This is a genomic window from Streptomyces sp. NPDC058221, from assembly GCF_042882365.1.
Lineage (GTDB): Bacteria > Actinomycetota > Actinomycetes > Streptomycetales > Streptomycetaceae > Streptomyces.
On record NZ_JBHVWF010000125.1, the window covers coordinates 1 to 23569 of the forward strand.

The 23569-nt window shown below is 72.0% G+C and carries 21 protein-coding genes and 1 pseudogene; 16 read left to right on the forward strand and 6 right to left on the reverse strand.

Translation table 11 applies throughout. The features are described 5' to 3' along the window. Positions 1–134: 134 nt before the first annotated feature. The 3 genes from ACFVW8_RS30145 to ACFVW8_RS30155 form a co-directional block, all read right to left on the reverse strand. Positions 135–1100 carry an ankyrin repeat domain-containing protein gene (locus tag ACFVW8_RS30145; RefSeq protein WP_389695513.1) on the reverse strand — a complete coding sequence of 322 codons (966 nt, stop codon included), beginning with the start codon at positions 1098–1100 and terminating at the stop codon, positions 135–137. Between the two features lie 51 nt (positions 1101–1151). Beyond that, a complete protein-coding gene (locus ACFVW8_RS30150; RefSeq protein ID WP_389695515.1) occupies positions 1152–2060 on the reverse strand; it encodes a hypothetical protein in 909 nt (302 codons plus the stop codon). An 83-nt stretch (positions 2061–2143) separates the two neighbouring features. Then, the gene (locus tag ACFVW8_RS30155) at positions 2144–3949 is read right to left on the reverse strand and encodes a beta-galactosidase family protein (RefSeq protein WP_389695517.1); all 1806 of its coding nucleotides are present in this window, start codon (positions 3947–3949) and stop codon (positions 2144–2146) included. A gap of 213 nt (positions 3950–4162) precedes the next feature. On the opposite strand from ACFVW8_RS30155, the gene ACFVW8_RS30160 reads away from it, so the two are divergent. Continuing rightward, the gene (locus ACFVW8_RS30160; protein ID WP_389695519.1) at positions 4163–5041 is read left to right on the forward strand and encodes a helix-turn-helix domain-containing protein; all 879 of its coding nucleotides are present in this window, start codon (positions 4163–4165) and stop codon (positions 5039–5041) included. A gap of 87 nt (positions 5042–5128) precedes the next feature. Next, entirely contained in the window at positions 5129–5467 is a 339-nt protein-coding gene (locus tag ACFVW8_RS30165; protein ID WP_389695521.1) for a chorismate mutase, read from the forward strand. A 46-nt stretch (positions 5468–5513) separates the two neighbouring features. On the opposite strand, the gene ACFVW8_RS30170 is transcribed toward ACFVW8_RS30165, so the two are convergent. Further along, entirely contained in the window at positions 5514–6950 is a 1437-nt protein-coding gene (locus ACFVW8_RS30170) for an MFS transporter (protein WP_389695523.1), read from the reverse strand. A gap of 320 nt (positions 6951–7270) precedes the next feature. Between ACFVW8_RS30170 and ACFVW8_RS30175 the strand changes: the two genes are divergently transcribed. The 11 genes from ACFVW8_RS30175 to ACFVW8_RS30225 all read left to right on the forward strand — a co-directional run bounded on the left by ACFVW8_RS30175 (position 7271) and on the right by ACFVW8_RS30225 (position 17631). After that, a complete protein-coding gene (locus tag ACFVW8_RS30175) occupies positions 7271–8752 on the forward strand; it encodes an aldehyde dehydrogenase (RefSeq protein WP_389695553.1) in 1482 nt (493 codons plus the stop codon). Between the two features lie 35 nt (positions 8753–8787). Further along, positions 8788–9747 carry a VOC family protein gene (locus ACFVW8_RS30180; protein WP_389695525.1) on the forward strand — a complete coding sequence of 320 codons (960 nt, stop codon included), beginning with the start codon at positions 8788–8790 and terminating at the stop codon, positions 9745–9747. Further along, a complete protein-coding gene (locus ACFVW8_RS30185; protein ID WP_389695527.1) occupies positions 9744–10583 on the forward strand; it encodes an aspartate dehydrogenase domain-containing protein in 840 nt (279 codons plus the stop codon). Before ACFVW8_RS30180 ends, ACFVW8_RS30185 begins: the two co-directional genes overlap by 4 nt. Further along, positions 10580–11389: an alpha/beta fold hydrolase gene (locus ACFVW8_RS30190; protein WP_389695529.1), complete on the forward strand. Its 810-nt coding sequence runs from the start codon at positions 10580–10582 to the stop codon at positions 11387–11389. Before ACFVW8_RS30185 ends, ACFVW8_RS30190 begins: the two co-directional genes overlap by 4 nt. A gap of 42 nt (positions 11390–11431) precedes the next feature. Continuing rightward, positions 11432–11953 carry a cupin domain-containing protein gene (locus ACFVW8_RS30195; RefSeq protein ID WP_389695531.1) on the forward strand — a complete coding sequence of 174 codons (522 nt, stop codon included), beginning with the start codon at positions 11432–11434 and terminating at the stop codon, positions 11951–11953. After that, positions 11953–12720 (forward strand): SDR family oxidoreductase, encoded by a 768-nt coding sequence (locus tag ACFVW8_RS30200; protein WP_389695533.1) that lies wholly within the window; start codon positions 11953–11955, stop codon positions 12718–12720. The genes ACFVW8_RS30195 and ACFVW8_RS30200 overlap by 1 nt, the downstream gene beginning before the upstream one ends. 128 nt (positions 12721–12848) lie before the next feature. Next, the gene (locus ACFVW8_RS30205; protein WP_389695535.1) at positions 12849–13634 is read left to right on the forward strand and encodes an SDR family oxidoreductase; all 786 of its coding nucleotides are present in this window, start codon (positions 12849–12851) and stop codon (positions 13632–13634) included. Positions 13635–13670: 36 nt separating this feature from the next. After that, positions 13671–15341: a thiamine pyrophosphate-binding protein gene (locus ACFVW8_RS30210; RefSeq protein WP_389695537.1), complete on the forward strand. Its 1671-nt coding sequence runs from the start codon at positions 13671–13673 to the stop codon at positions 15339–15341. Continuing rightward, the gene (locus ACFVW8_RS30215) at positions 15338–16300 is read left to right on the forward strand and encodes a PDR/VanB family oxidoreductase (protein ID WP_389695539.1); all 963 of its coding nucleotides are present in this window, start codon (positions 15338–15340) and stop codon (positions 16298–16300) included. The genes ACFVW8_RS30210 and ACFVW8_RS30215 overlap by 4 nt, the downstream gene beginning before the upstream one ends. A gap of 22 nt (positions 16301–16322) precedes the next feature. After that, entirely contained in the window at positions 16323–16553 is a 231-nt protein-coding gene (locus ACFVW8_RS30220) for a recombinase-like helix-turn-helix domain-containing protein (protein WP_389695541.1), read from the forward strand. A 7-nt stretch (positions 16554–16560) separates the two neighbouring features. Beyond that, positions 16561–17631 (forward strand): Rieske 2Fe-2S domain-containing protein, encoded by a 1071-nt coding sequence (locus ACFVW8_RS30225; RefSeq protein ID WP_389695543.1) that lies wholly within the window; start codon positions 16561–16563, stop codon positions 17629–17631. Positions 17632–17735: 104 nt separating this feature from the next. Here ACFVW8_RS30225 and ACFVW8_RS30230 read toward each other — a convergent pair whose 3' ends face one another. Continuing rightward, positions 17736–18284 (reverse strand): MarR family winged helix-turn-helix transcriptional regulator, encoded by a 549-nt coding sequence (locus ACFVW8_RS30230; RefSeq protein ID WP_389695545.1) that lies wholly within the window; start codon positions 18282–18284, stop codon positions 17736–17738. A 127-nt stretch (positions 18285–18411) separates the two neighbouring features. On the opposite strand from ACFVW8_RS30230, the gene pepN reads away from it, so the two are divergent. Continuing rightward, positions 18412–20916: an aminopeptidase N gene (gene pepN / locus ACFVW8_RS30235; protein WP_389695547.1), complete on the forward strand. Its 2505-nt coding sequence runs from the start codon at positions 18412–18414 to the stop codon at positions 20914–20916. Between the two features lie 94 nt (positions 20917–21010). On the opposite strand, the gene ACFVW8_RS30240 is transcribed toward pepN, so the two are convergent. Next, positions 21011–21670, reverse strand: coding sequence for a TetR/AcrR family transcriptional regulator (locus tag ACFVW8_RS30240; protein ID WP_389695549.1), 660 nt, complete (start codon positions 21668–21670; stop codon positions 21011–21013). 185 nt (positions 21671–21855) lie between these two features. Here ACFVW8_RS30240 and ACFVW8_RS30245 point away from each other — a divergent pair, with 185 nt between their 5' ends. Further along, a complete protein-coding gene (locus ACFVW8_RS30245) occupies positions 21856–22989 on the forward strand; it encodes a serine hydrolase domain-containing protein (protein ID WP_389695551.1) in 1134 nt (377 codons plus the stop codon). A gap of 359 nt (positions 22990–23348) precedes the next feature. After that, positions 23349–23569: pseudogene (locus ACFVW8_RS30250) on the forward strand (hypothetical protein); the annotation flags it as partial.

Consider the following 23569-nt stretch of genomic DNA (forward strand, 5'->3'; position numbering starts at 1 on the left):
GCCTCCCACAACCCCCCCGCGGCGCGTCCGCGCCGCGCGCGCCCGGGGGCGCCCCGCCCCCCCCCCCCCCGCCCGCCCCCCCCCGCACGGGCCTGTTCGTGCCCGGCGGGCTTGTCCGGTGCGGCAGCGTGAAATCAACCGAGCCGGGACAGGACGTCCGCGCCGAACGCCCTGCGCAGCGGGTCATCCGCCGCGCACCACGCGACCGCCGCCTGCCGGGTCTCCTCGCCGCCGCGCTCGCGCAACGCCTCCGCCGACGCGTGCCAGTTGTCCAGGTCCGGGCCGCCGTACCGCAGGGCCCGTCGTGCCAGCTCCTCGAACGGGGCCCGGATTCCCAGCTCCGTCTCCAGGAGCGTGGTGATCGCGCCGTGTCCCGTCTGCTGGTCCCGGCCTGCGAACGGAGCTCCGTTCCGCACCAGTTCGACGGTCAGCGTCTGCCCGCCGTCCACGACGGCACGCTCCACCACGACCTCGTGCGACGCCGTGTCCCCGTACGCCTCCAGCAGGCCGTCGCGCATCTCCTGTTCCAGGTCCACGTTCAGCATGCGCCGTGCCTCGGCGAGCGCCTCCTCCAGTGCCCCGTCCGGCGCTCCCGCACCGTGGCGCAGCAGCGCGCGTACCGTCTCCAGGGAGCCCCGCCGGGCTGCCAGGACCAGGGGCGACTCGCCCTCGGGGCCCGGCAGACAGGGGTCGGCGCCGTGGGAGAGCAGCGTCTGCGCGGTCCGTGCGTGGCCGAGCCCCACCGCCCAGCGCAGCGCCGTGAACCCGAACTGCTCACGCAGATCCGGCCGCGCCCCGGCGGCCAGCAGCGCCTCGACCACCTCGGTGTGACCGCCGCACGCCGCCCCGCAGAGGGGCAGGTCGCCGGACTCGGGCCCGCACGCCCGGTCGGGGTCGGCGCCCGCGGCAAGGAGCAGCCGCACCGCACCGGGCCGGTCCGAGACCGCCGCCAGATAGAGCGCGCTCGTGCCCTCCTCGTCGGACGTCTCGGCGGACACACCGGCGCGGAGCAGCCGTACGACGGCGTTCTCACCGTCGTACAGGGCATCGATCAGGCCCTGTTCGCCCGTCGCCGCTTCCGCCATCGGATCTTCTGCCACATTTCGACTGTAATACGCTGCGCGCCGCGGCCCGTTGCGGGCTGCGGCGTCTCACGTCGTGCAGTCCAGCACCGTGCGGCACAGCCCGCACCGCGCCCGTACCCGGCCGCGCACCGGAACCCCGTTGCGCTGATGGCAGGTCGGGCACGGGAAGGCGACGCGGAGCCCGTCCCGGGTGGTCTCGAAGGTGTACGGGGCCTCGGGGCCCGGAGCCGCACCCGCGCCGGGATGGTCCTGGGCGTACCGCCGGTCCTTGGCGTACCGGCGGCGGCCCGCCCAGCCGGCCGCCGTCAGCGGCGGCTGCAGGCTCTCGCGCAGCGCCTGTGCCCGCCCCTTCGTGTAAGCCGTGTAGGCCTGCGGGCTGGTGAACCACGGCGAGGGGTCCTCGTCGAAGGCGAGCGCCCGCTTCGCCAGGACGTACCCGAACTCCTCAGGGGTGAGGTAGCCGAGCTTCTGGCTGGAGGTGGCGTCCTCCCGGAAGGCGTCCAGCAGCAGCCAGCCCGCGCCCAGATAGGCCGCCGCGGTGTCGGTGAGGATCTCGTTGTCGCGGGTGCCGGGGAACTCCAGGTCGAGCCGGTGCAGCAGGACGTGCATGACCTCGTGCGACAGCGCGGCGCCGATGTCCCTGCGATGGGTACGGAACCTGTCGTTGAGCTCGATGAAGTACTCGGGGCCGGCGGCGAGTTCGACGCTTCCGGCATGCTCCATCGACCGGAACGCGACGATCATGCGGGCGTCCGGAAGATGCAGGTGCTGCACCATCGCGCGCGCCACGCGCTGGGCGCCGAGGTGCAGATCGTCCGAATCGGCGAAGGCGGCGTCGGCGGGCAGGAAACTGGGCGCGAAACGGTGGACACCGTCGTAGGAGAGCCGCCGGTACAGCGCGGTGATCGCCGACCGGACGGTGGCGAGGTGCGGGAAACCGTGCACCACCGGACTGCCATGGGGGCTGTCGCTCACGCCCTCACCCCCGTCCGCGCCGCTCGGCTCCGCCCCACTGTAGCCGGGGCCGGGCGGGCGGGCCGGGGGAAGGGTCCGGCCGGTCAGACCCCGCTGCCGGCAGCGGGGTCCGTACGGACGGGCAGTCCCGGGCCCAGCTCCGCGTACGGCGCTCCCGCGCCCTCCACCTCCAGCACCCACACCTCATTGGCGCCGTTCCGCAGCACCGGACCCGGCACGTACAGCGTCCGCTGCGGGCCCGCCGACCAGTACCGCCCGAGGCAGAACCCGTTCACCCAGACGAATCCGCGCGTCCAGCCCGGCAGTTCCAGCCCCGCGTGCCCGGTGCCGGCCGCGTCCGCGAGCTCGAAGCCGCCCCGGTACAGGCCGCCGCGCCCCGACCCGTCGACCGGTGCGAACGGGACGCCGGCCACCGCCTGTTCCCCGAACGCGTCGAGCCGCAGCGCCCGCGCCCGTACGCCGTGCAGAAACTGGCGCTCGTGCAGCACCCCGCCGGTGATCCCCTTGGCCTCGCCCAGCCGCGGCCCGTAGTTGACCCGGCCCAGCGACTCCACCCACAGCTCGACCCCGGCGGGCCCGGCCACCGGCTCCTCCAGGGTGCCGTCCTCCTCGCTCAGGACGCCCTTGCGGACACCGTCCACGTACACCACCGCCCGGTCCCTGAGCCCCGAGACACCCAGGGTGTACGGGCGGCGCGGGCCCGGGACGTCCACCCGGTAGCGCACCAGACCGCGGTCGACGCCCAGCTCCTCGAACGTCGGCGGAACGCCGGATTCCGGCCGCTCCTCGTCGCCGAGCGTCTCCAGCACGTCCTGGAGCGGCGCCCAGTCGGTCAGTGCGGCCCGCAGCGGTGCGGCAAGTCCGGCGGGCTCGGCCGGCAGCTCGGGCAGCGGGCCGTCCGCGTACTCGGCGAGTACCTTCCGGAACAGCCAGAACTTCTCCGTGGGCCGCCCGTACTCGTCGACCGGCGCGTCGTAGTCGTACGACGTCACCGTCGGCAGGAGCTCCTGGTCCTGGAGCGGACCCGAGCGGTTGGCGCCCGCCCAGCCGCCGAAGTTCGTCCCGCCGTGCGCCATGTAGATGTTGACCGACGCCCCGCACTCCAGGATCTCCCGCAGGGCGTCGGCGGCCTGTGCCGGATCCCGCACGACCGGCGGCGCCCCCCAGTGCTCGAACCAGCCGCACCAGAACTCCATGCACATCAGCGGACCCGCGTCCTGATGGCGCCGGAGCACCCGGAAGGCCTCGCGCGCGCCCGACCCGAAGTTCGCCGTGGCGAGCAGACCGGGCACCGAGCCGCCCGTGAGCATGTGGTCCTCGGGCCCGTCGGAGGTGAACAGCGGGACGCTCACGCCGTACTCGCCGAGCATCGCCGCCACCCGGTCCAGGTAGACCCGGTCGGTGCCGTAGCTGCCGTACTCGTTCTCCGCCTGCACCATGATCACCGGGCCGCCGCGGTCGATCTGCCGCTCGGCGACCTGGGGGAGCAGCTCGGCGAACCACCGCCGCACCGCGTCCAGATAGCCGGCGTCCCTGGTCCGCACCCGGCGGCCGAACTCCCCGGTCACCCAGACGGGCAGTCCGCCGTTCTCCCACTCCGCGCAGATGTACGGGCCCGGGCGGACGATCGCCCACAGGCCGGCCCGCTGAGCCGCGTCCAGGAACCGGCCGAGCGCCGCGACGTCCCGGAAGCGGCCCGGCTGCGGCTCGTGGAGGTTCCACGGCACATACGTCTCGACACAGTTCAGGCCCATCGCCCGCAGCATCGACAGCCGGTGATCCCACTGTGCCTCGTGCACCCGGAAGTAGTGCAGGGCGCCCGACAGCAGTCGTACGGGCTGCCCGTCGAGCCGGAAGTGGTCGTCGTCGCCCACCGTGAAGTCAGCCATCGTGCTCGTTCTCTCCTGTGCGGGCGGCCCGGGCCGCCGCGCCCCGGCAGCGGCGGAATGCGGCACCTGCGACGGAGCGGGCGAACCCGGGAGGAATGTCGCGACCCAGCCTCACCCCCTGGCGTGCGGCCGGTCCATGGACAAAGATCACTGCTGTTTGGACGCAGCACACCGCTGCCGTGGCACGATGCGAGGACCGGGGAGCGAAGGCCGATGTACCACACCTGGATGCGCTTCTTCACCCCGAGCCCGCTCCACCACCGCCTCGGCCTGGTCTGTCTCGGGGTGGGACTGCAGCACGGCACGCTGCCCACCGTCGGGCCCCGGACCCTGGACCACCACGTGGCCGTGGTCATCAGCTCGGGCAGCGGATGGTTCGCGGGGCCCGACGGGCGGCGGACGCCCGTCACCGGGCCCAGCCTGATCTGGCTGACCCCGGGTACCCCGCACCACTACGGCGCCGACCCGGTCACCGGCTGGGACGAGAGCTTCGTCGACTTCACCGGCCCGGCCACCACCACGTACACCGAGCTCGGCTACATCGAGCCGGACCGCCCCCTCGTCCCGCTCTCCGACACGGCCGCACCACGGGCCGCGATCGGCCGGATGGTGAGGGCGGCGCGGCGCGGGAACCCGCTGCTGGAGGTGGAGACCGGTGCGGCCGTCCATGAACTGCTCGTCGCGCTGCGCCGGGCCCGCGCCGATGTGAGCCCCGACGGCGACCCGGTGCTCCAGGCCCTGACCAGGGACGCGTTCCAGCCGCTCTCGGTCGCCGAGCACGCCGCCCGGCACGGCATGACCCCCGCCGAACTGCGCACGGCCGTTCGGCGCGGGGCGGGGTGCAGCCCGAAGGACTACCTGCTCGGCATCCGGCTCGGCCGTGCCAAGGAGCTCCTGGCCACGAGTGATCTGCCGGTCGCGGCCGTCGCCCGCCGCGTCGGGTACGACGATCCGGCGTACTTCTCCCGGCTGTTCGCCCGTCGCGTCGGCACGGCCCCGGTCCGCTTCCGCGAACAGCAGGGGCGCAGTGTGCCGGGCGGCTGGAGCGACCGGGTGCCCGACCCGGACCATCCGCCGACGATCAGTCCGTAGCGTCTTCCGTTCGGATCAGGCCGGGCTCGTGTGCCCCGGTGCCGCCCCCCGATGGCCGGACCGCCGGACCATCTAAGCTCGATGACCATGACCACGAGCGACATCGACGATTCCGTAGGCGCCGAACTGAACCGGCTGCGCGAGAGCATCGACAACATCGACGCGGCTGTTGTCCATATGCTCGCCGAGCGCTTCAAGTGCACTCAGCAGGTGGGCCACCTCAAGGCCGCCCACCAGCTCCCCCCGGCCGACCCGGCCCGGGAGGGCCGCCAGATCGCCCGGCTGCGGCAGCTGGCGGAGAGCGCCCACCTGGATCCGGCGTTCGCCGAGAAGCTGCTGAACTTCATCGTGGCCGAGGTCATCCGTCACCACGAGCGGATCGCCGAGGAGTCGGCGAACGGTACGGGCGCCGACGCGCGGGCCTGAGGGCCCCGCACCCGCCTTCCGTAACCGCCCGCCGGCCGCCGCCCCCTCAGGGGGAGATCTCCTCCAGCGGGCGGTTCGCCGTTTCCTCGGCCAGTGTTCCCGCCACCACCGCGCCCACCACGGCCACCGCACCCAGCATCACGAACACCGCCGCGACGCTGTCACCCGCCGCGTAGACCACGCCGACCAGGATCGGGCCGAGGATCACACCCAGGCGGTTGACCGCGCCGCCGACGCTGCAGCCCAGGGCCCGCATCCGGGTCGGGTACAGCTCGGGTGTGTACAGATACAGGCAGATGTTGGAGCCGAAGAAGCCGACCGCGGACAGGGACGTCCAGAGCAGGACCTGGGCGGGGGAGTGGGCGCCCAGCGCGGCGAGGGTCAGCAGGAGCGCGGCCGAGGCGCCGAGGCAGATCGCGAAGATCCGGCGGCGGCCCATGACGTCCACCGTCAGCGCGACCAGCAGACAGCCGAGCAGACCGGCGACCGAGGTCACCGTGGAGTAGAGCAGGGCGTCGGAGAGCGTCAGGCCGTACTCGTCCTTGTAGATGGTGGGCAGCCAGGACGTCACGCCGTAGTTGACGAAGTAGCCGGTGAACCAGATCGCGCCGACGACCAGTGTGCGGCGCCGGTAGCGGCCGGTGAACAGGCCGCGGACGCCGCTCGCGGCGCGTTCCGCCGGGGTGGCGGCGGCCGAGGCCGGCGCCGGTTCCGGCGTCGGTGAGGGGCCGAGCGGCGGAGGCAGCGGTTCGCCCGTGGCCGCCGACACCTTGGCCTCGATCAGTGACATCACCGTCTCGGCCTCCGTGAGCCGGCCCCGGTCCGCCAGCCAGCGCGGTGACTCCGGGACCCTGCGCTGGACGAGGAAGGCCAGCAGACCCGGCACGGCGGCGATCGCGAACATCACCCGCCAGCCCGCCGCCGGGACCACCCAGGCCGCGACCAGGGCGCCGATGGTGAGACCGGCCGGGAAGACGAGCTCGTACAGCAGGACGAAGCGGCCCCGTTTGAAACTCCGGGTGATCTCGCTGATGAAGGCCGCGGCCACCGGCACCTCGCCGCCGATCGCGAGCCCCTGCACGAAGCGGAGCGCCAGAAAGGGGGTGAGCGAGGTGCAGGCGGTCAGCGCCAGGCTGACCAGGCCCGAGGCGGCGACGCAGTACGCGATCACCTTCACCCGGCCGTAGCGGTCGGCGAGCCGCCCCGACAGCAGGGCGCCGATGAGCATGCCGACCGAGCCGACGGTGAGGACCGCTGTGGCATCGCCCGTGGTCAGGTGCCATTCGTCGCGCAGCTCCGGCATGGCATAGGCGATCAGCAGCTGGTCGAAGGCCTCGAAGAAGGTGACGACCCCCACGATGAGGCGGACGGTGACGTGCCAGCGGGACAGGGGCAGCCGTTCGAAGCGGGCTGCGATGGCGGCGCGCGTGGTACCGGCCGGCGGTGGGCCCGGTACGGCGTCCTTCGAGGTGTCGGTGCTCATCCAGGGTTCCTCCTGCTCCGCGTGGAGCCGGAGCGGTTGGGGAGCCAGGCGTACGGCTTGCAGAGGGGGCCGGGAGTGAGCCGAGCGTACCGGTGAGGAACGGCTTCACGACGCTCGTGAGCTGGTGGAACCGAGCGGTGTCCCCATGGGATCTCTGCAAGTGCCTAGCTTCTTAGTGCTTAAGTTTTATCCGCCCAGGGGTGGATGCCGTCAAGACCTCCGAGGCGAAAGAGTTTTTCCCGAGGGGGCTTGCGGTCGATTACTTAAGGGCTTAGCTTTTTAGGCCTGAGGTAACCGAAATGACAGCAGGAGGCCAACTGATGCTTGCCGACGAGGTGTTGGTCGCGGGGCAGTGGCGCCAGGGCCGTGGAGCCCTCATCGAAACGGTCGACCCGGCCACCGGCCGGATCATCGCCACCGTGCACGCCGCATCCCTCGACGACGTGGAGGAGGCCGCCGCTGCGGCCTCCCGCGCAGCCCGGGACCCCGCCTGGCGCGAGCTGCCCGCCCACCTCCGCGCCCGGCTGCTGCACCGCGTCGCCGACCTCGTCGAGGAGAGCGCCGACCGGCTCTCCGCCCTGCAGACCGCCGACACCGGAAAATGCCGCACCGAGACCCGCGCCCTCGTCCTCAGCGCCGCCGGCACCTTCCGCTACACCGCCGCCGCCCTGGAGACCGCCGAGGACGCCCTCACCCCGGCCCGCGGCCCGTACGTCACGATGAGCGTCCACGAACCCATCGGCGTCGTCGGCGCGATCACCCCCTGGAACTCGCCGATCGCCAGCGACGCCCAGAAGCTGGCCCCCGCACTCGCAGCCGGCAACGCCGTCCTCCTCAAGCCCGCCGAGTGGACACCCCTGGTCGCCCTCGCGCTCGGCCGCCTGGTCCACCAGGCACTCACCGAGGCCGCACTGCCCACCGCGCTGCTCTCCGTGCTGCCCGGCCGCGGCAGCGTCATCGGTGACGCGATCGTCCGCCACCCCGCCGTCGGGAAGGTCACCTTCACCGGCGGTACGGCCACCGGCCGCACCCTCGCCCACATCGCCGCCGACAAGCTGATGCCGCTGTCACTGGAGCTCGGCGGCAAGTCGCCGACCATCGTGCTGGAGGACGCCGACCTGGAACAGGCCCTGGCCGGCGTCATGTACGGCGTCTTCTCCTCCAGCGGACAGAGCTGCATCGCCGGTTCTCGGCTCTTCGTCGCCCGCTCCCGCTACGAGGAGTTCCTCGGCGAACTCGTCGCCCGTACCGAGAAGTTGCGTGTCGGACCCGGCACCGACCCCGGCACCCAGGTCGCCCCGCTCGTCCACCACCGCCACCGCGACAGCGTCGCCGCCCATGTCGACCTGGCCCGCGCCGAGGGCGCCACCGTCCGCTGCGGGGGAGCGGCCCCCGACGGCGAGGAGTACCGCGACGGCGCCTACTACCTGCCCACCGTCCTGGACGGGCTGCCCAACACCGCCCGCGTCTGCCAGGAGGAGATCTTCGGCCCCGTCCTGATCGCCCTGCCCTTCGACGACGAGGACGATCTCGTCGCCCAGGCCAACGACAGCGTGTACGGACTGGCCTGCGGAATCTGGACCCGCGACCACGCCAGGGCCTGGCGCCTGGCCCGCCGCATCGACGCGGGCACCGTCTGGATCAACACGTACAAACAGTTCAGCATCTCCACCCCGTTCGGCGGGCTGAAGGACAGCGGCATCGGCACCGAGAAGGGCCGCGACCTCATCCGCGGCTACCAGCGGCAGAAGTCCCTCTACTGGGCCACCGACACCACCCCACTGCCCTGGGCCACCCACTGACACCGCAGCCCCACATATCCGAGCGGGAGAACGCCATGCCCCACGAGAACCCCCAGCCCGTCGCCCGGCTGCGCGCCCTGCGCTCCGTCGAACTGCACACCCCCGCCTTCACCGAGTCCGCCGACTTCTACTCCGAGGTCTGGGGCCTGGAAGCCGTCGAACGCGAGACGGACGCCACCTGGCTGCGCGGCACCGGCGAGGAACACCACGTCCTCCACCTCGCCCGCGGCGAGCAGAACGGCCTCGGACGCATCACCTTCGCCGTCGCCACCCCCGCCGAGATCGACGAGGCCGCCCGCCGCCTCCTCGCCCGCTCCATCGTCCCGGTCGCCGGCCCCGGCCCCCTCGACCAGGTCGGCGGCGGCTACGGACTCCGCTTCACCGACCCCGAGGGCCGGCTGATCGAACTCAGCGCCCAGACCCACGCCGTCACCCCGCGCGGCCGGGACGCCGCCGTCCCCGTCGGCGTCACCCACACCGTCCTCAACACCACGGACATCGACGCCGCCGTCGCCTTCTACACCTCGGTACTCGGCCTGCGCGTCTCCGACTGGTCCGAGCACCAGATGGCGTTCCTGCGCTGCAACGCCGACCACCACTGCATCGCCTTCAACCAGGCCGAGTGGACCTCGCTCAACCACGTCGCCTACGAGATGACATCGGTCGACCACTTCATGCGCGGCCTCGGCCGGCTGCGCCACCACGGCATCACCCCCCAGTGGGGACCCGGCCGGCACGGACCCGGCAACAACACGTTCTCCTACTTCACCGACCCCGCCGGACTCGTCTGCGAATACACCTCCGAGGTCGCCCAGATCGTCGAGGACGCCTGGATCGCCAAGGTCTGGCGCCGCACCCCCGACCTCTCCGACCTCTGGGGCACCGCCGGCCCGCCCTCGCCCGGAATCCGCTGCCACATGGCGGGCACCCCCGACCCCGGACCCCTCGCCGGCACAGCAGCTTGCGCCGACACCACCGAAGAGGTGACCGCATGACCGCCACTCTCACCCCCCGCCCGGAAACACCCAGCCGCCCCGCCCGCCCCGTGCGCCGCATCGGCCTCGTCGGCTGGGGAGCCATCGGACGCGTCGTCGGCACCGCACTCGCCGAAGGACACATCCCCGGCGCCGAACTCACCTGCATCATCGACAACCGCCCCCTCGTCGACGCCCCCGCACCCCAGCTGTCCTTCGAGGACGCACTCGACGTCTGCGACCTGATCGTCGAAGCAGCGGGCCAGGCAGTCGTACGGGAATGGGCCGAGCGGGTCCTGAACAGCGGCGCCGACCTGCTGATCGCCTCCACCGGCGCACTCGTCGACCCCGAACTCACCGGCCGGCTGCGCGCCGCCGGACCCGGACGCGTCTACTTCACCGGCGGGGCCGTCGGCGGACTCGACCTCCTCCAGGCCGTCCGCGGCCTGGGCCCCCTCACCTCCGTCACCCTCACCACCACCAAACTGCCCGGCACCCTCCACCAGCCGTGGATGGACGCCGAGCTGACCGAACGGCTGCGCACCACCACCGAACCCGTCGAGGTGATGCGCGGCACCGCAGTCGACGTACCGGTCAAATTCCCCCGGTCCACCAACGTGGCCGCATCCGTCGCGCTCGCCACCGGCGACCCCGCCCTCGTCGAGGTCGTCGTCGTCGCCGACCCCGCCGCCACCCTCACCCGGCACGTCATCGAAGCGGCAGGTCCGCACGGCAGCTACCGCTTCGAGGCCGCCCACCGGCCCGACGCCGCGAACCCCGCCACCAGCCAGGTCGTCCCGTACGCCGTGCTCCGCAGCCTCGGCGCCGTGGTCGGCCGGGCGGGACAGATCCTGTGACCGCCGCCCCTGCCGCCCTCGCCGCCGGAGCCGTGCACACCCGGGAGGCCGGCGACCCCGACGCGCCCCTGCTGCTCTGCCTGCACGGCATCGGCTCCTCCTCCGCCGCCTTCACCCCCCAGCTCGACCGACTCGCCGACCAGGTACACGTGGTGGCCTGGGACGCACCCGGCTACGCGAACTCCCCGGATCCGGACCACGCCCCCGGCCTCGACGGCTACGCGGACACCGCCGCCGCCCTCATCCGCGAACACGGCGGCCCCGCCCACGTCCTCGGCGTCTCCTGGGGCGGCGTCATCGCGCTGCGCCTCGCCGCCCGCCACCCGGAACTCGTCGCCTCGCTGATCGTCGCCGACTCCAGCCGCGGCTCCGGCACCCACCCGGACAGGGCGAAGGCCATGCTCGGGCGCGCGGAACAGCTCGCCGCCGAAGGGCCCCAGGCCTTCGCCGCGGCCCGCGGTCCCCGCCTCGTCTCGGCCGCCGCACCCCCCGCACTCGTCGAACGCGTCGTCACCACCATGGCCGCCTCCGTCCGCAGCCCCGGCTACGGATACGCCGCCGAGGCCATGGCGGGCGCCGACCTCACCGACGAGCTGCCCGCCATCACCGCACCGGCCCTCGTCCTGTGCGGCGAACAGGACACCGTCACCGGCACCGACGAGTCGCAGGCCATCGCCGGCGCACTCGCCACATCCGTCTACGTCACCCTCTCCGGCGCCGGACACCTCGCCAACCAGGAACGGCCCGAGGCCTTCAACGCCTGGGTCCGCGCCCACCTCCACGTCGTCGCCCGCGTTCCCGCGTAACGACGGACCACCCAGCCCCACCACCGAACCAAGGAGCATCTCGTGCCCATCGACAACACCCCGTACGAGACCGACGGTGACCTCGCGAAGTACACCGACTCACTCATCGCCACCAAGGACTCCCGCGAGCCCGACTGGGACACCCTCTCCTTCCAGGAGAAGGCCGGCGCCCAGTACCGCCGCGCCCAGATCCGCTACGTCGGCTCCGGCGCCACCGGCAACCACGAGAGCGACAACCGCATCCTCCCGTCCGGCGGCTTCACTCTTTCCAACATGCTGCTCCCGCCGGGCGCCGAAGGACCCGAGCACACCCACCACGACGTCGAGGAGGCCTTCTTCGTCCTGGAGGGCCAGGTCAGGGTCGGCATCCACCGCGGCGCCGGCGAGGCCGAGTACCGCACCCTCGGCTACCGCGACATGATCGTCGTCCCCGCCGGAGTGGCCCGCTCCCTGAAGAACGAGGGCGACACCGACGCCCTGTTCTGCGTCATCATCGGCACGCAGAAGCCGCAGGTCCCGACGTACCCCGAGCACTCCCCGATGCACGGCGTCACCCGCGACTGATGGCCACCGACGACACCCCCCGTACCGCCCGTACGGTCGTCGTCACCGGCGCCGGCCGCGGCCTGGGACTGGCCGCGGCCCGCCGGATCGGCAGCGACGGATACCGCGTCGTCATCGCCGAACTCGACGAGACCACCGGCCGGCAGGCGGCCGACGAACTGCGCGCCGACGGCATCACCGCGGACTTCCACCCGCTCGACGTCGCCGACCCGGACTCCACCGACGCCCTGGCCACCGCCCTCGCCGGTGACGGCAGCCGCCTGTACGGACTGGTCAACAACGCCGGACTCGCCAACGCGGTGGGCGGCAAGCCCTTCCACGAGATCGACGTCGAGGCATGGGACCGCATCATGACGGTCAACGCCCGCGGCCCCTGGCTCGTCGCCCGCGCCCTCCTCCCGCTCATGCGGGCCCACGGAAGCGGACGCATCGTCAACCTCGCCTCGGACGCCGCGCTGTACGGGTCGCCCAGGCTCGCCCACTACATCGCGTCCAAGGGCGCCGTGATCTCCCTGACCCGGGCCATGGCACGCGAGACCGGCGACTTCGGCATCACGGTCAACGCCGTCGCCCCCGGCCTCACCGAGGGGGAGTCCGCGGTGGACATCCCCGCCGAACGCCACGAGCTGTACCGGCTCAACCGGGCGATCTCCCGGCCGCAGCAGCCGGCCGACCTGGTCGGACTGATCGCGTTCCTCGTCGGAGAGGAGTCCGGCTACATCACGGGCCAGACCTTCGCGGTCAACGGCGGCTTCACGATGCAGTGACCCCGCCCGCAAAAGGTGTCCCATCCGACGACCACTCCAAGCCCGTCCGGCGATTGAGGACACCACCCGCACCGGGGCCCCGGTGTTCCCGCGGAGCGCCCCGCACCCCCAACCGAAAGGAGCACCCCATGGACCTCCGCCTGAAAGGCCGCCGCATCCTCGTCACCGGCGGCAGCTCCGGCGTCGGCCTCGCCACGGTCCGCATGCTGCTCGAAGAGGGCGCCCGCGTAGCCACCTGCGGCCGCCGCGCCGACGCTCTCGACGACGCCCTGGACGGCCTCGCCGCCAAGGACACGCTCTACCACGCACCCTGCGACGTCCGCGACGAAGCCGCCGTACGCACGTTCACCGAGGCCGCCGCCGACCACCTGGGCGGACTCGACGGACTCGTCAACAACGCCGGCGCCTCCCGGATGAAACCCTTCGCCGAAACCACCACCGACGACTGGCGCGACGAACTGGAACTCAAGTTCTTCGGCGTCCTCAACCCCCTCAACGCAGCCCTGCCCCACCTGCGGGCATCCGGCAACGCCTCCGTCGTCAACATCAACGCCGTCCTCGCCAAACAGCCCGAGACCGCGCTGATGACCACCAGCGCCGCCCGCGCCGGCATCCTCAACCTCTCCACCTCGCTGTCCAAGGAACTCGCCCCCGACGGCATCCGCGTCAACTCCGTCTGCCTCGGCCTCATCGACACCGGACAGTGGGAACGCCGCCACGCAGCCTCCGGCAGCCCCCTCGACTACCCGGCCTGGCAGGCCGAACTCGCCGCGGACCGCGGCATCGCACTGGGCCGCCTCGGCAACGCCGACGAAGTCGCGTACGCCGTCACCGCACTGCTCTCGCCCAGGGCCTCGTACATCACCGGCACCACCGTCGACGTCTGCGGCGGCGTCAACCGCGCCGTCGCGTAACCCACACCCCACCCACCCCATTCAGGAGCACCCGACATGACCCGACCCAACGGCGGCGACCTGCTCGTCGAGACGCTGCGCGGACTCGGCGTCGACACGGTGTTCGGCATCGTCAGCGTGCACAACCTGCCGCTCGTCGAAGCCGTCGACCGCGATCTGCGCTTCGTACCCGTCCGCCACGAGGCCGCCGCCGTCAACGCGGCCGACGGCTACGCCCGCGCCACCGGCAACCTCGGCTGCGCCCTCACCAGCACCGGTACCGGAGCGGGCAACGCGGCAGGCTCGCTCATCGAATCCCTCAGCTCCGGCACCCCCGTCCTGCACATCACCGGCCAGATCGACAGCGAGTACCTCGGCTCCGGACGCGGCTTCATCCACGAGACCAAGGACCAGCTCGGCATGCTCCGCGCGGTCTCCACACACGCCGTCACCATCACCGACGCCACCGGCGCGGGCGACATCCTGCGCGACGCGGCGGCCCGCGCACTCACCGCCCCGCACGGACCGGTCAGCGTCGAATGGCCCATCGACCTGCAGTTCGCCCCCCAGCAGCTCACCGGCACCCCCGTCCGCACGGCCGACGCCCCTGCCCTGCCCGACCCCGCACTCCTCGACGAAGCGGCCGCGCTGCTGTCCGCCGCCCGCCGCCCCCTCGTCTGGGCCGGCGGTGGAGCCAACAGCGCCCGCCCCGAACTCGCCGCACTCCTCGACGCGCTGAACGCCGGACTCGTCACCTCCAACTCAGGCCGCGGCTCCGTCCCCGAATCCGACGACCGGGTCCTCGGCAACTACGCGACCGCCCCCGCAGGCCGCGCCCTGCTCGCCGAAGCCGACGTACTCCTGTCCATCGGCACCCACTTCCGCTCCAACGAGACCGCCGACTACAGCCTCGGACTCCCGCCCGTCCACATCCAGCTGGACCTCGACCCGGCCGCCCCCGGCCGCGTGTACCCTGCCACCGTCGCCCTGCACGGCGACGCCGCCGCCGTACTCGCCGCCCTCCTCGGACGCGTCACCAGCGGCGGTACGCAGACGAGCTGGCCCGACCGCGTCACCAAGGCCCGCACCGACGCCCGCACCGCCCAGCGCCACGCCATCGGACCCCAGGCCGCGATCAACGACGCCATCCGCGACGCCTGCCCGCCCGGATCCGTCATCGCTCGCGATGTCACCATCCCCTCCTCCACCTGGGGAAACCGGCTCCTGGAGATCACCGACCCGGCCACCAACGTCTTCCCGCGCGGCGGCGGCATCGGCCAGGGCCTCGCCATGGGCATCGGCGCCGCACTCGGCCGCCCCGGCACCCCCACCGTCGTCATCGCCGGCGACGGCGGCCTCGCCGTCCACCTCGGCGAACTCCTCACCCTCGCCCAGGAGAAGCCCGACCTCACCCTCCTCGTCTTCAACGACGGCGGCTACGGCGTCCTGCGCAACATGCAGGACAACCACTTCCCCCGCCGCTCCGGAGTCGACCTCACCACCCCCGACTTCGCCCTCCTCGCCGCCGCCGTCGGACTCCCGTACGCACGCATCGCCGCCGAGGCGGACGCCGGACCCGTCATCAAGGACGCCACCGCGTCCCCGGGCCCCACCCTCGTCGAGATCGACCTCACCGCACTCGGCCCGATGAACACCCCGTTCACCCCGCCGGTCAAGCTCCCCACCACCGCCACCGATACCCCTGGAGAAGGAGGCAACCCGTCATGACAACCGCCGAGGAACCCCGGCTCGACCTGCTCGTCCACCGCATGACCTGGGAAGCCGACGGGGTCCTGAGCATCGAACTCACCCACCCGGACGGCAAGCCGCTCCCCGCCTGGCAGCCCGGCGCGCACATCGACGTACACACCGGCGGACACATCCGCCAGTACTCCCTGTGCTCCGACCCCGCCGACACCACCCACTGGCGCATCGGCATCCTCCGGGAACCGGCCTCCCGCGGCGGCTCCGCCCACATCCACACCGAGCTCCGCCCCGGCCAGACCCTCCACGTCCAGGGACCCCGCAACCACTTCGAGCTCGACACCACCCCCGGCGTCACCGGCTACCTCTTCATCGCAGGCGGCATCGGCATCACCCCGATCCTCGCCATGGCCCGCGAGGCCGCCCGCACCGGCACCCCCTGGCGGCTCGTCCACGGGGGCCGCAGCCGCACCTCCATGGCCTTCGGTACCGAACTCACCGCGCTCGCCGAACTCTCCGGCGGAGCAGTCGACTTGGTACCCCAGGACGAACACGGCCACCCCGACCTCGACACCCTCATCGGCGGCCTCGCCCCCGGCACCCAGGTCTACTGCTGCGGACCCGAACCGCTCCTCGCCGCAGTCGAGGAACGCTGCCCCGACGCCCGTACCGAACGCTTCGCCGCACCCGCCGCCCCACCGCGCGACGGCGAGGACACCGGCTTCGACGTCGTCTGCTCGCGCACCGGACGCACCGTCGAGGTCGGCCCCGACACCTCCGTGCTCGACGCACTGGAGAACGCCGGCATCACCATCGCCTCCTCCTGCCGCGACGGCATCTGCGGCACCTGCGAGACCAAGGTCATCGAAGGCACCCCCGACCACCGCGACTTCCTCCTCACCGACGGCGAACGCGAAGCCGGCGCGTCGATGATGCTCTGCGTCTCCCGCGCCCGCACCCCCCGCCTCGTACTCGACCTCTGAAACGCCCCCGAAGGGAGCCGACATGACCACCCCGGACACCCAGCAGTACCTCAACCCGAACCAGTCACGCACCGCCGAGCCCACCCCGTACGAGAAGAAGCTCGCCGCGGAGATCGAAGAGGTCTTCGGCAGCGGCGCCCACGACCTGCCCGGCCTCGTCGCCGGACTCAACGCCCGCGACCTGCCCGCGCCCGACGGCAGCCCGTGGACCGAGGAAACCTTCCGCACCGAGATGCGACGACTGGGAGCGTGACACAGCCATGACCACCGATACCGCCACCCCCGTACAGCCGGGCACCCCCACCCGCCCCTCCGAGGTCGCCCGCCCCGGCAACCGCACCGCCGACCGGCTCTTCGCCACCGGCATCCGCAACCAGTGGTACGCCGTCTGCCCCTCCGACTTCGTCCCCGCCGGCGGCATGAAACGCCTCACCCTCCTCGGCGAGGAATGGCTCCTCTTCCGCCGCGCCGACGGCACCCTCCACATGCTGGAGGACCGCTGCCCGCACCGTGGCGCCCGCCTCTCCCTCGGCAAGCACCTCGGCGACCGCATCGCCTGCTGGTACCACGGCGTCCAGGTCGACGGCACCGGCACCGTCGCCGCCGTCCCCGGCCTGCCCGGCTGCAACCTCGAAGGCAAACAGCTCGTCGCCGCCCCCCACCTCATCGAGACCGGCGGCGCGATCCTCGCCTACTTCGGCGACGACCAGCACCCCGAACCGGCACCGCTCGTCCTGCCCGAACAGCTCACCGACCCCGGCACCACCGCGTTCCTCTGCTACGCCGAGTGGAACGTCAACTGGCGCTACGCGGTGGAGAACCTGCTCGACCCCATGCACGGATCGTTCCTGCACCGCGACTCGCACAGCATGGCCGAGGGCCAGACCACCGCACGCTTCCGCATCCGCGAGACCGAACGCGGCTTCTTCTTCGAGAAGACCGACCAGAGCGGTGTCAACTTCGACTGGGTCGAACTCTGCCGCACCGGCGTCGACTGGGTCGACCTCACCATCCCGTACCCGCCCACCGCCGGCCCCGGCGGACCGTTCGGCATCGTCGGCATGGCCACCCCCATCGACGAGAACCGCTGCTCCGTCTTCTTCTGGCGCTACCGCAAGGTCACCGACTGGCAGCGCGACACCTGGCGCTTCCTCTACAGGACGCTCCTGGAGGACCGCCACTGGGAGGTCCTCGAACAGGACCGCATCATGCTGGAGGACCTGCGCACGGACGCCGACCAGGCGGAGAACCTCTACCAGCACGACCTGGGCGTGGTCCGCGTCCGCCGCATGTACCGAACCGAGGCGGAAACCCAGGCCGAGACAGCCTGAGGAACGTCCTCAATCGCCGGCAAAACCAAGCCCGTCCGGCGATTGAGGACACCACCCGCACCGGGGTAACCGTGCCCCCGCGGAGCGCCCCCGGCCCCCGCCCGCTACTCCTCCGACTCCGCAGCCAACACAGACCGCTCCAGCTTCTCCAGCAACCGCGCCAACTGCCGGCACTCCGCGGGCGACAACCCCGCCAGCATCCGCCGCTCATTGTCCAGATGCTCCGAGAACAGCTCGTCGATCACCGACAACCCCTCCTCCGTCAGCCGCGAGTGCACCACCCGCCGGTCCTCCGGATCCCGTTCCCGCCGGATCAGGCCGTCCTTCTCCAGCCGGTCGATCCGCAACGTCACCCCCGCCGAGCTGATCAGCCCCGAATCGGCCAGCTCACCCGCCGTACGACGAAACGGCGCCCCCGCCCGGCGCAGCGCCGTCAGCACATCGAACCCGGCCATCGACAGCCCCCTGCGCTCCACCGGCCGCGAGATCGCCGTGCTGTACCGCAGGAACGCCCGGTGCAGCCGGCCGAACACCTCCAACGGAGCCGTATCCAGCTCCGGCCGCTCGCGCCGCCAGTCCTCGACGATCGACGCCACCGCATCCTGCCGCCTCCCGGACGCCGCAGACGTCACGGATGCCTGGTTCTTCGCCATCGCGGGCACTCCTCCGAACAGGTACACAACAGGTAAGAATCTTAGCCCTCAAAGGAACCGTACGAATCCGCTCAGCCCGCCGCGAACCCGCCCGCACCCCGCACGCCGCATACGGCAGCATGGGCCCATGTCCGTACTGACGCGCGACGAAGCGCAGACCCGAGCCCAGTTCCTCGAAGTCCAGCGGTACACGGTCGACCTCGATCTGACCGCGGGGGAGGAGACCTTCGACTCCCACACCGTCATCCGGTTCACCGCCCGCACAGCCGGAGACACCTTCGTCGAGATCAAGCCCGCCACCCTGCGCTCCGTCAGCCTCGACGGGCAGCCGCTGGACCCCACCGGCCTCGACGGCAACCGCTTCCCCCTCACCGCCCTCACCGGCGGCGAGCACGAACTCCGCATCGACGCCGCCATGCGCTACTCCCGCACCGGCGAAGGCATGCACCGCTTCACCGACCCCACCGACAACGAGAGCTACGTCTACACCCAGCTCTTCATGGAAGACGTCCAGCGCGTCTTCGCCGCGTTCGACCAGCCCGACCTCAAATCCGTCTTCGCCCTCACCGTCACCGCCCCCGAAGGCTGGACCGTCCTCGGCAACAGCACCAGCCGGCACACCGGCAACGGCAGCTGGACCCTCGCCCCCACCCCACCCATCTCCACCTACCTCGTCGCCGTCGCCGCCGGCCCCTGGCACTCCGTGACCACCGAACACGCCGGACTGCCCTTCGGCATCCACTGCCGCCGCTCCCTGGCCCCCCACCTCGACGCCGACGCCGACGAGATCCTCGACATCACCCGGGCCTGCTTCGACCGGTTCCAGGAGAAGTTCGACGAGCCCTACCCCTTCGACTCCTACGACCAGGCCTTCGTCCCCGAATTCAACGCGGGCGCCATGGAGAACCCCGGCCTCGTCACCTTCCGCGACGAATTCATCTATCGCTCCGCCGTCACCGACACCGAGCGCCAGACCCGCGGCATGGTCATCGCCCACGAAATGGCCCACATGTGGTTCGGGGACCTCGTCACCCTCGCCTGGTGGGACGACATCTGGCTCAACGAGTCCTTCGCCGAGTACATGGGCTACCAGACCCTCGCCGAAGCCACCGGGTTCACCGACACCTGGGTCGACTTCGGCGTCGCCCGCAAGGGCTGGGGCTACGACGCCGACCAGCGCCCCTCCACCCACCCCGTCGCACCCGACCCCGCCGCCGTCCCCGACACCGCGTCCGCGATGCTCAACTTCGACGGCATCTCCTATGCCAAGGGCGCCTCCGCCCTCCGCCAGCTCGTCACCTGGCTCGGCGAGAAGGACTTCCTCGCCGGCATCAACACCCACTTCGCACGCCACAAGTTCGCCAACGCCACCCTCGCCGACTTCATCGACAACCTCGCCTCAGCCACCGACCAGGACGTCCACGCCTGGGCCGACCAGTGGCTGCGCACCACCGGCGTCGACACCCTCACCCCGCACATCACCGAAGCCGACACCACCTGGTCCCTCACCGTCGACCACCGGGGCACCCGCCCCCACCGCATCGCCGTCGGCACCTACGACCACGCCATCGACACCCAGACAGGCCCCGAACGCCTCGTCCTGCGCGACCGCTTCGAGATCGCCGTACCGCAGGACGGCACCCCCACCACCAGGCCCGGCCGCCGCCCCGCCCTCGTCGTCCTCAACGACAACGACCTCACCTACGCCAAGGTCCGCCTCGACCCGGACTCCTGGAACACCGCCCTGAACAGCCTCTCCGGCGTTCCCGACGCACTCACCCGCGCTGTCATCTGGAACACCGCCCGCGACATGGTCCGCGACGGCGAACTCGACCCCGCCGTCTACATCGAGGCGGCCCGCACCCACCTCCCGCACGAGAGCGACCTCGCACTCCACCAGGGCGTCCTCACCTTCGCCGACACCCAGATCGCCGGCCGCTACCTCACCCCCGAACAGCGGCCCGCCGCCCTCACCGCGCTCACCGCCCTCTGCCGCGACCTCATCCGCCGCACCGAGGACGGCACCAACCCCGGTCTCCGCCTCATCGCCGTACGCCACCTCATCGACGCCGCCACCCAGCCCGACACCATCCACGGCTGGCTCACCGAAGGCACCGTCCCCGGCGGACCCGAACTCGACCCCGAACTGCGCTGGCGCATCCTCACCCGCCTCGCCGTCCTCGGCGCCGTCGACGACACCACCATCACCGCCGAACTCGAACAGGACCCCAGCGCCACCGGCCAGGAAGGCGCCGCCCGCTGCCGCGCCGCCCTCCCCACTCCCGAGGCCAAGGCCGCCGCCTGGCAGGCCATGTTCACCGACGACAGCCTCTCCAACTACCTCTTCACCGCCGTCGCACAGGGCTTCTGGCAGCCCGAACAGGCCGACCTCGTCAGCGCATACGTGCCCCGCTACTACCCCGAGGCCACCGAACTCGCCGTCCGCCGCGGACCCGCCATCGCGGAGGCCGCCGGACGTTACGCCTTCCCCGCGTACGCAGTCGACGCCGACAGCCTCCGCCTCGGTGAACAAGCACTCACCGACCAGGCGCTGATCCCGGCGCTGCGCCGCAAACTCGCCGACCAGATCGACGATCTGCGCCGCGCCCTCGCGGTCCGCGAGGCCCACTGACCCGGACCGACGAACCCGCACCACCCGTGCCCGGCCCGTCCTCACCACCGAGGGCGGGCCGGGCACAGCCGGTGGTGTGCAGGACCGACCCTTCCTAGGACCGGACCGCGGCGGCCTCCACCTGCGCTAGCTGGGCCGCGAGCAGCTCGACGAATGCTTCGCGGCGGTCCATCCCGAGGGGGCGGACATCACGGGCGAAATGTGACAGAGCGGGGAAGTGCTCGGGGTCGGCGCCGAGCACGGCGACGCGGAACAGCTCCATGCCCTGGTCGTACTCCTGCGTGGTGATCGTGCTGACGCCGGCCTCGGAGGCGACCAACGCGGAGATGAGGACCGCGATCCGGTGATAGTGCGCCGGGATCTCCTCGTCGGGCAGGCCCGACGCCCGCAGGTCCTGCAGCACCGCTTCCATGACCAGCCGGGAACCGGTGCCGCTCGACGCGTAGCGCCCCCAGACCGCGGCGAGCTGGGGCTGTTGGCCGAAGGCCTCTCTCAGCCGCAGGCCCAGGGAGGTGATGCGCTGCTTCCAGTCACCCTCGGGGCGGTAGCCGTCCATGGCGGCCAGCAGGATCCGGTCGGCGACGGCGCGCAGCAGCTCGGTCTTGCTGCGGAAATGCCGGTAGAGGCTGGAGGAATCGGTCCCCAGGACCGCGGCCAGCTTGCGCACGCTGAACGACTCGGCATCGCCCGTGCGCAGCAACTCCGCCGCCGCATCCAGGATCTCCTCGGTCGACCAGCGCCTTCTCCCTGCCATCCCGTTCCTCTCGTCGGCTTCCAGCCTAGCTCATGCACTTGGTGTTGCACGCACCGCGTGCATAATGAGGGCATGGGTGTGACGGCAGCTGGAAGCCGGCCGGCCGACACCCCACTCGTGCCCCGTTACCCGGGCCGGGCGACCCGAGCGGAGCTCACCCCCGGGACTACGAAAGGACGCAAGCCGTGACGAACGCACTGGACCCCGCCGCACTGGCCCCCGCCGAGCTGGACACCGCCATCGAGAACGTCCACCGCGCAGGAATGCCGGGCCTGTTCGCCGAGGTACGCGACGGCGACCGGATCTGGCGCGGTGCCGCCGGGGTCGCCGACACCGCCACCGGCCGCCCCGTCACCCCCGACATGCGGCACCGCGTCGGCAGCATCACCAAGACCTTCACCGCGGCCGCCGTGCTGCAACAGGTCGAGAGCGGCCGGATCGGTCTCGACGCCCCCATCGGCAGGTACCTTCCGGGACTCGTCCCCGGAGAACGCGGTGACGCCATCACCGTCCGGATGCTGATCAACCACACCAGCGGCCTCGCCGAGTACCTCCCCTACGCCTACCCGTCCCTCAAGGCATTCCCCAACGCCGCGGACACCAGGCCCGAAAGCCTGGACGACAACCGGTTCACCCGGTTCCACTCCACCGAACTCATCGAGAGGGGAGTCACCGCACCTGCGACCGGCGCCCCGGGCAGCACACCGGGCGTCTACTCCAACACCAACTACCTGCTCCTCGGTGAACTGCTGGAACACGTCACCGGCACCACGGCCGAGCAGTGCATCACCCGGAACGTCATCGAGCGCGCCGGACTCCGGGACACCGAACTCCCCACCGGAACACAGGTCGAGGGACCGCACTCGCAGATCTACGAGGCGTGGTTCGGCATGATCGACCCGCCGCGCGACTACAGCGTCTACGACATGTCATGGGTGGGACCCGCGGGCTCACTGATATCGACCGTCACCGACCTCAACCGCTTCTTCGGCATGCTGCTGGCCGGCGAGATCGTCAGCCCGTCATCGCTCGCACAGATGCAACGCACCGTCCCGGTCATCTCCCAGGAGGGAAAGACCATCGAGTACGGCCTCGGGCTGCACCCGACGAAGGCCCCCGGTCAGGCCACCTTCTGGGGCCACGGCGGCACGGTCTGGGGCGCCGGAGCACTGTCCATGACCCGCGCCGACGGCAACCGGCAGCTGTCCGTCGCACTGAACCAGCAGAGGTGGAACACCCTCGGCCCCACCGGCGAGCCGCAGCCCCACCCCATCGACGACGCGCTCGCAGCCCTCTGCCGCGTGGCGATGTACGGCTGACCGAACCCGAGGAACGCCCCGCCCCCGCGGACACGATCGGGCGCCCGGAGAAAACTCCCGGGCGCCCGATCGCGTCTGCGTACAGGCGACGAACCCCACCGCAGCACCCGAGCCGCCCCCCACAGCCCAAGCCGCCGAAACCGCCCCCACAGCCCATGCCTCCGGGGCCGCCTCCCCTCACCCACGAACAGCCCGGTCCACAACATCCGCACCCATACCACCCGAACCCGCACCACCTCGCCCCCATCGCACACCCGTCCCCCTTTCGAGTTCAGATCACCGGGCTCACCGGCCGCGCCACCCGAAACCCGGACAAGCTGGGATGTCCACCCATGCGCTCCGAAGGGCCACCACCGCACATGCCCACCCCGCCCCTCGCCGGAGGCACCACCGGCCCCGCCGCCCTGCGCCCCCTCCTCGACACCGTGCTCACCGCACTCCACGACGGCGCCCACCGACGCGACGGCCCCCTCCCCGCAGGCGGACCCGACACCGTCCCCCCCCCCCAACCCCCCCCCCCCCCCCCCCGACTACCCCCCCACCCCCCCCGCCCCCCCCAACCCCAACCCCCCCACAACAA

What these genes read in the sequence shown, in the direction of transcription:
- ACFVW8_RS30155 (WP_389695517.1), bottom strand. Translation starts at nt 3,949, where the DNA reads ATGGCTGACTTCACGGTGGGCGACGACGACCACTTCCGGCTCGACGGG.
- ACFVW8_RS30160 (WP_389695519.1), top strand. Translation starts at nt 4,163, where the DNA reads ATGTACCACACCTGGATGCGCTTCTTCACCCCGAGCCCGCTCCACCAC.
- ACFVW8_RS30165 (WP_389695521.1), top strand. Translation starts at nt 5,129, where the DNA reads ATGACCACGAGCGACATCGACGATTCCGTAGGCGCCGAACTGAACCGG.
- ACFVW8_RS30170 (WP_389695523.1), bottom strand. Translation starts at nt 6,950, where the DNA reads ATGAGCACCGACACCTCGAAGGACGCCGTACCGGGCCCACCGCCGGCC.
- ACFVW8_RS30175 (WP_389695553.1), top strand. Translation starts at nt 7,271, where the DNA reads ATGCTTGCCGACGAGGTGTTGGTCGCGGGGCAGTGGCGCCAGGGCCGT.
- ACFVW8_RS30180 (WP_389695525.1), top strand. Translation starts at nt 8,788, where the DNA reads ATGCCCCACGAGAACCCCCAGCCCGTCGCCCGGCTGCGCGCCCTGCGC.
- ACFVW8_RS30185 (WP_389695527.1), top strand. Translation starts at nt 9,744, where the DNA reads ATGACCGCCACTCTCACCCCCCGCCCGGAAACACCCAGCCGCCCCGCC.
- ACFVW8_RS30200 (WP_389695533.1), top strand. Translation starts at nt 11,953, where the DNA reads ATGGCCACCGACGACACCCCCCGTACCGCCCGTACGGTCGTCGTCACC.
- ACFVW8_RS30205 (WP_389695535.1), top strand. Translation starts at nt 12,849, where the DNA reads ATGGACCTCCGCCTGAAAGGCCGCCGCATCCTCGTCACCGGCGGCAGC.
- ACFVW8_RS30210 (WP_389695537.1), top strand. Translation starts at nt 13,671, where the DNA reads ATGACCCGACCCAACGGCGGCGACCTGCTCGTCGAGACGCTGCGCGGA.
- ACFVW8_RS30215 (WP_389695539.1), top strand. Translation starts at nt 15,338, where the DNA reads ATGACAACCGCCGAGGAACCCCGGCTCGACCTGCTCGTCCACCGCATG.
- ACFVW8_RS30220 (WP_389695541.1), top strand. Translation starts at nt 16,323, where the DNA reads ATGACCACCCCGGACACCCAGCAGTACCTCAACCCGAACCAGTCACGC.
- ACFVW8_RS30225 (WP_389695543.1), top strand. Translation starts at nt 16,561, where the DNA reads ATGACCACCGATACCGCCACCCCCGTACAGCCGGGCACCCCCACCCGC.
- ACFVW8_RS30230 (WP_389695545.1), bottom strand. Translation starts at nt 18,284, where the DNA reads ATGGCGAAGAACCAGGCATCCGTGACGTCTGCGGCGTCCGGGAGGCGG.
- pepN (WP_389695547.1), top strand. Translation starts at nt 18,412, where the DNA reads ATGTCCGTACTGACGCGCGACGAAGCGCAGACCCGAGCCCAGTTCCTC.
- ACFVW8_RS30240 (WP_389695549.1), bottom strand. Translation starts at nt 21,670, where the DNA reads ATGGCAGGGAGAAGGCGCTGGTCGACCGAGGAGATCCTGGATGCGGCG.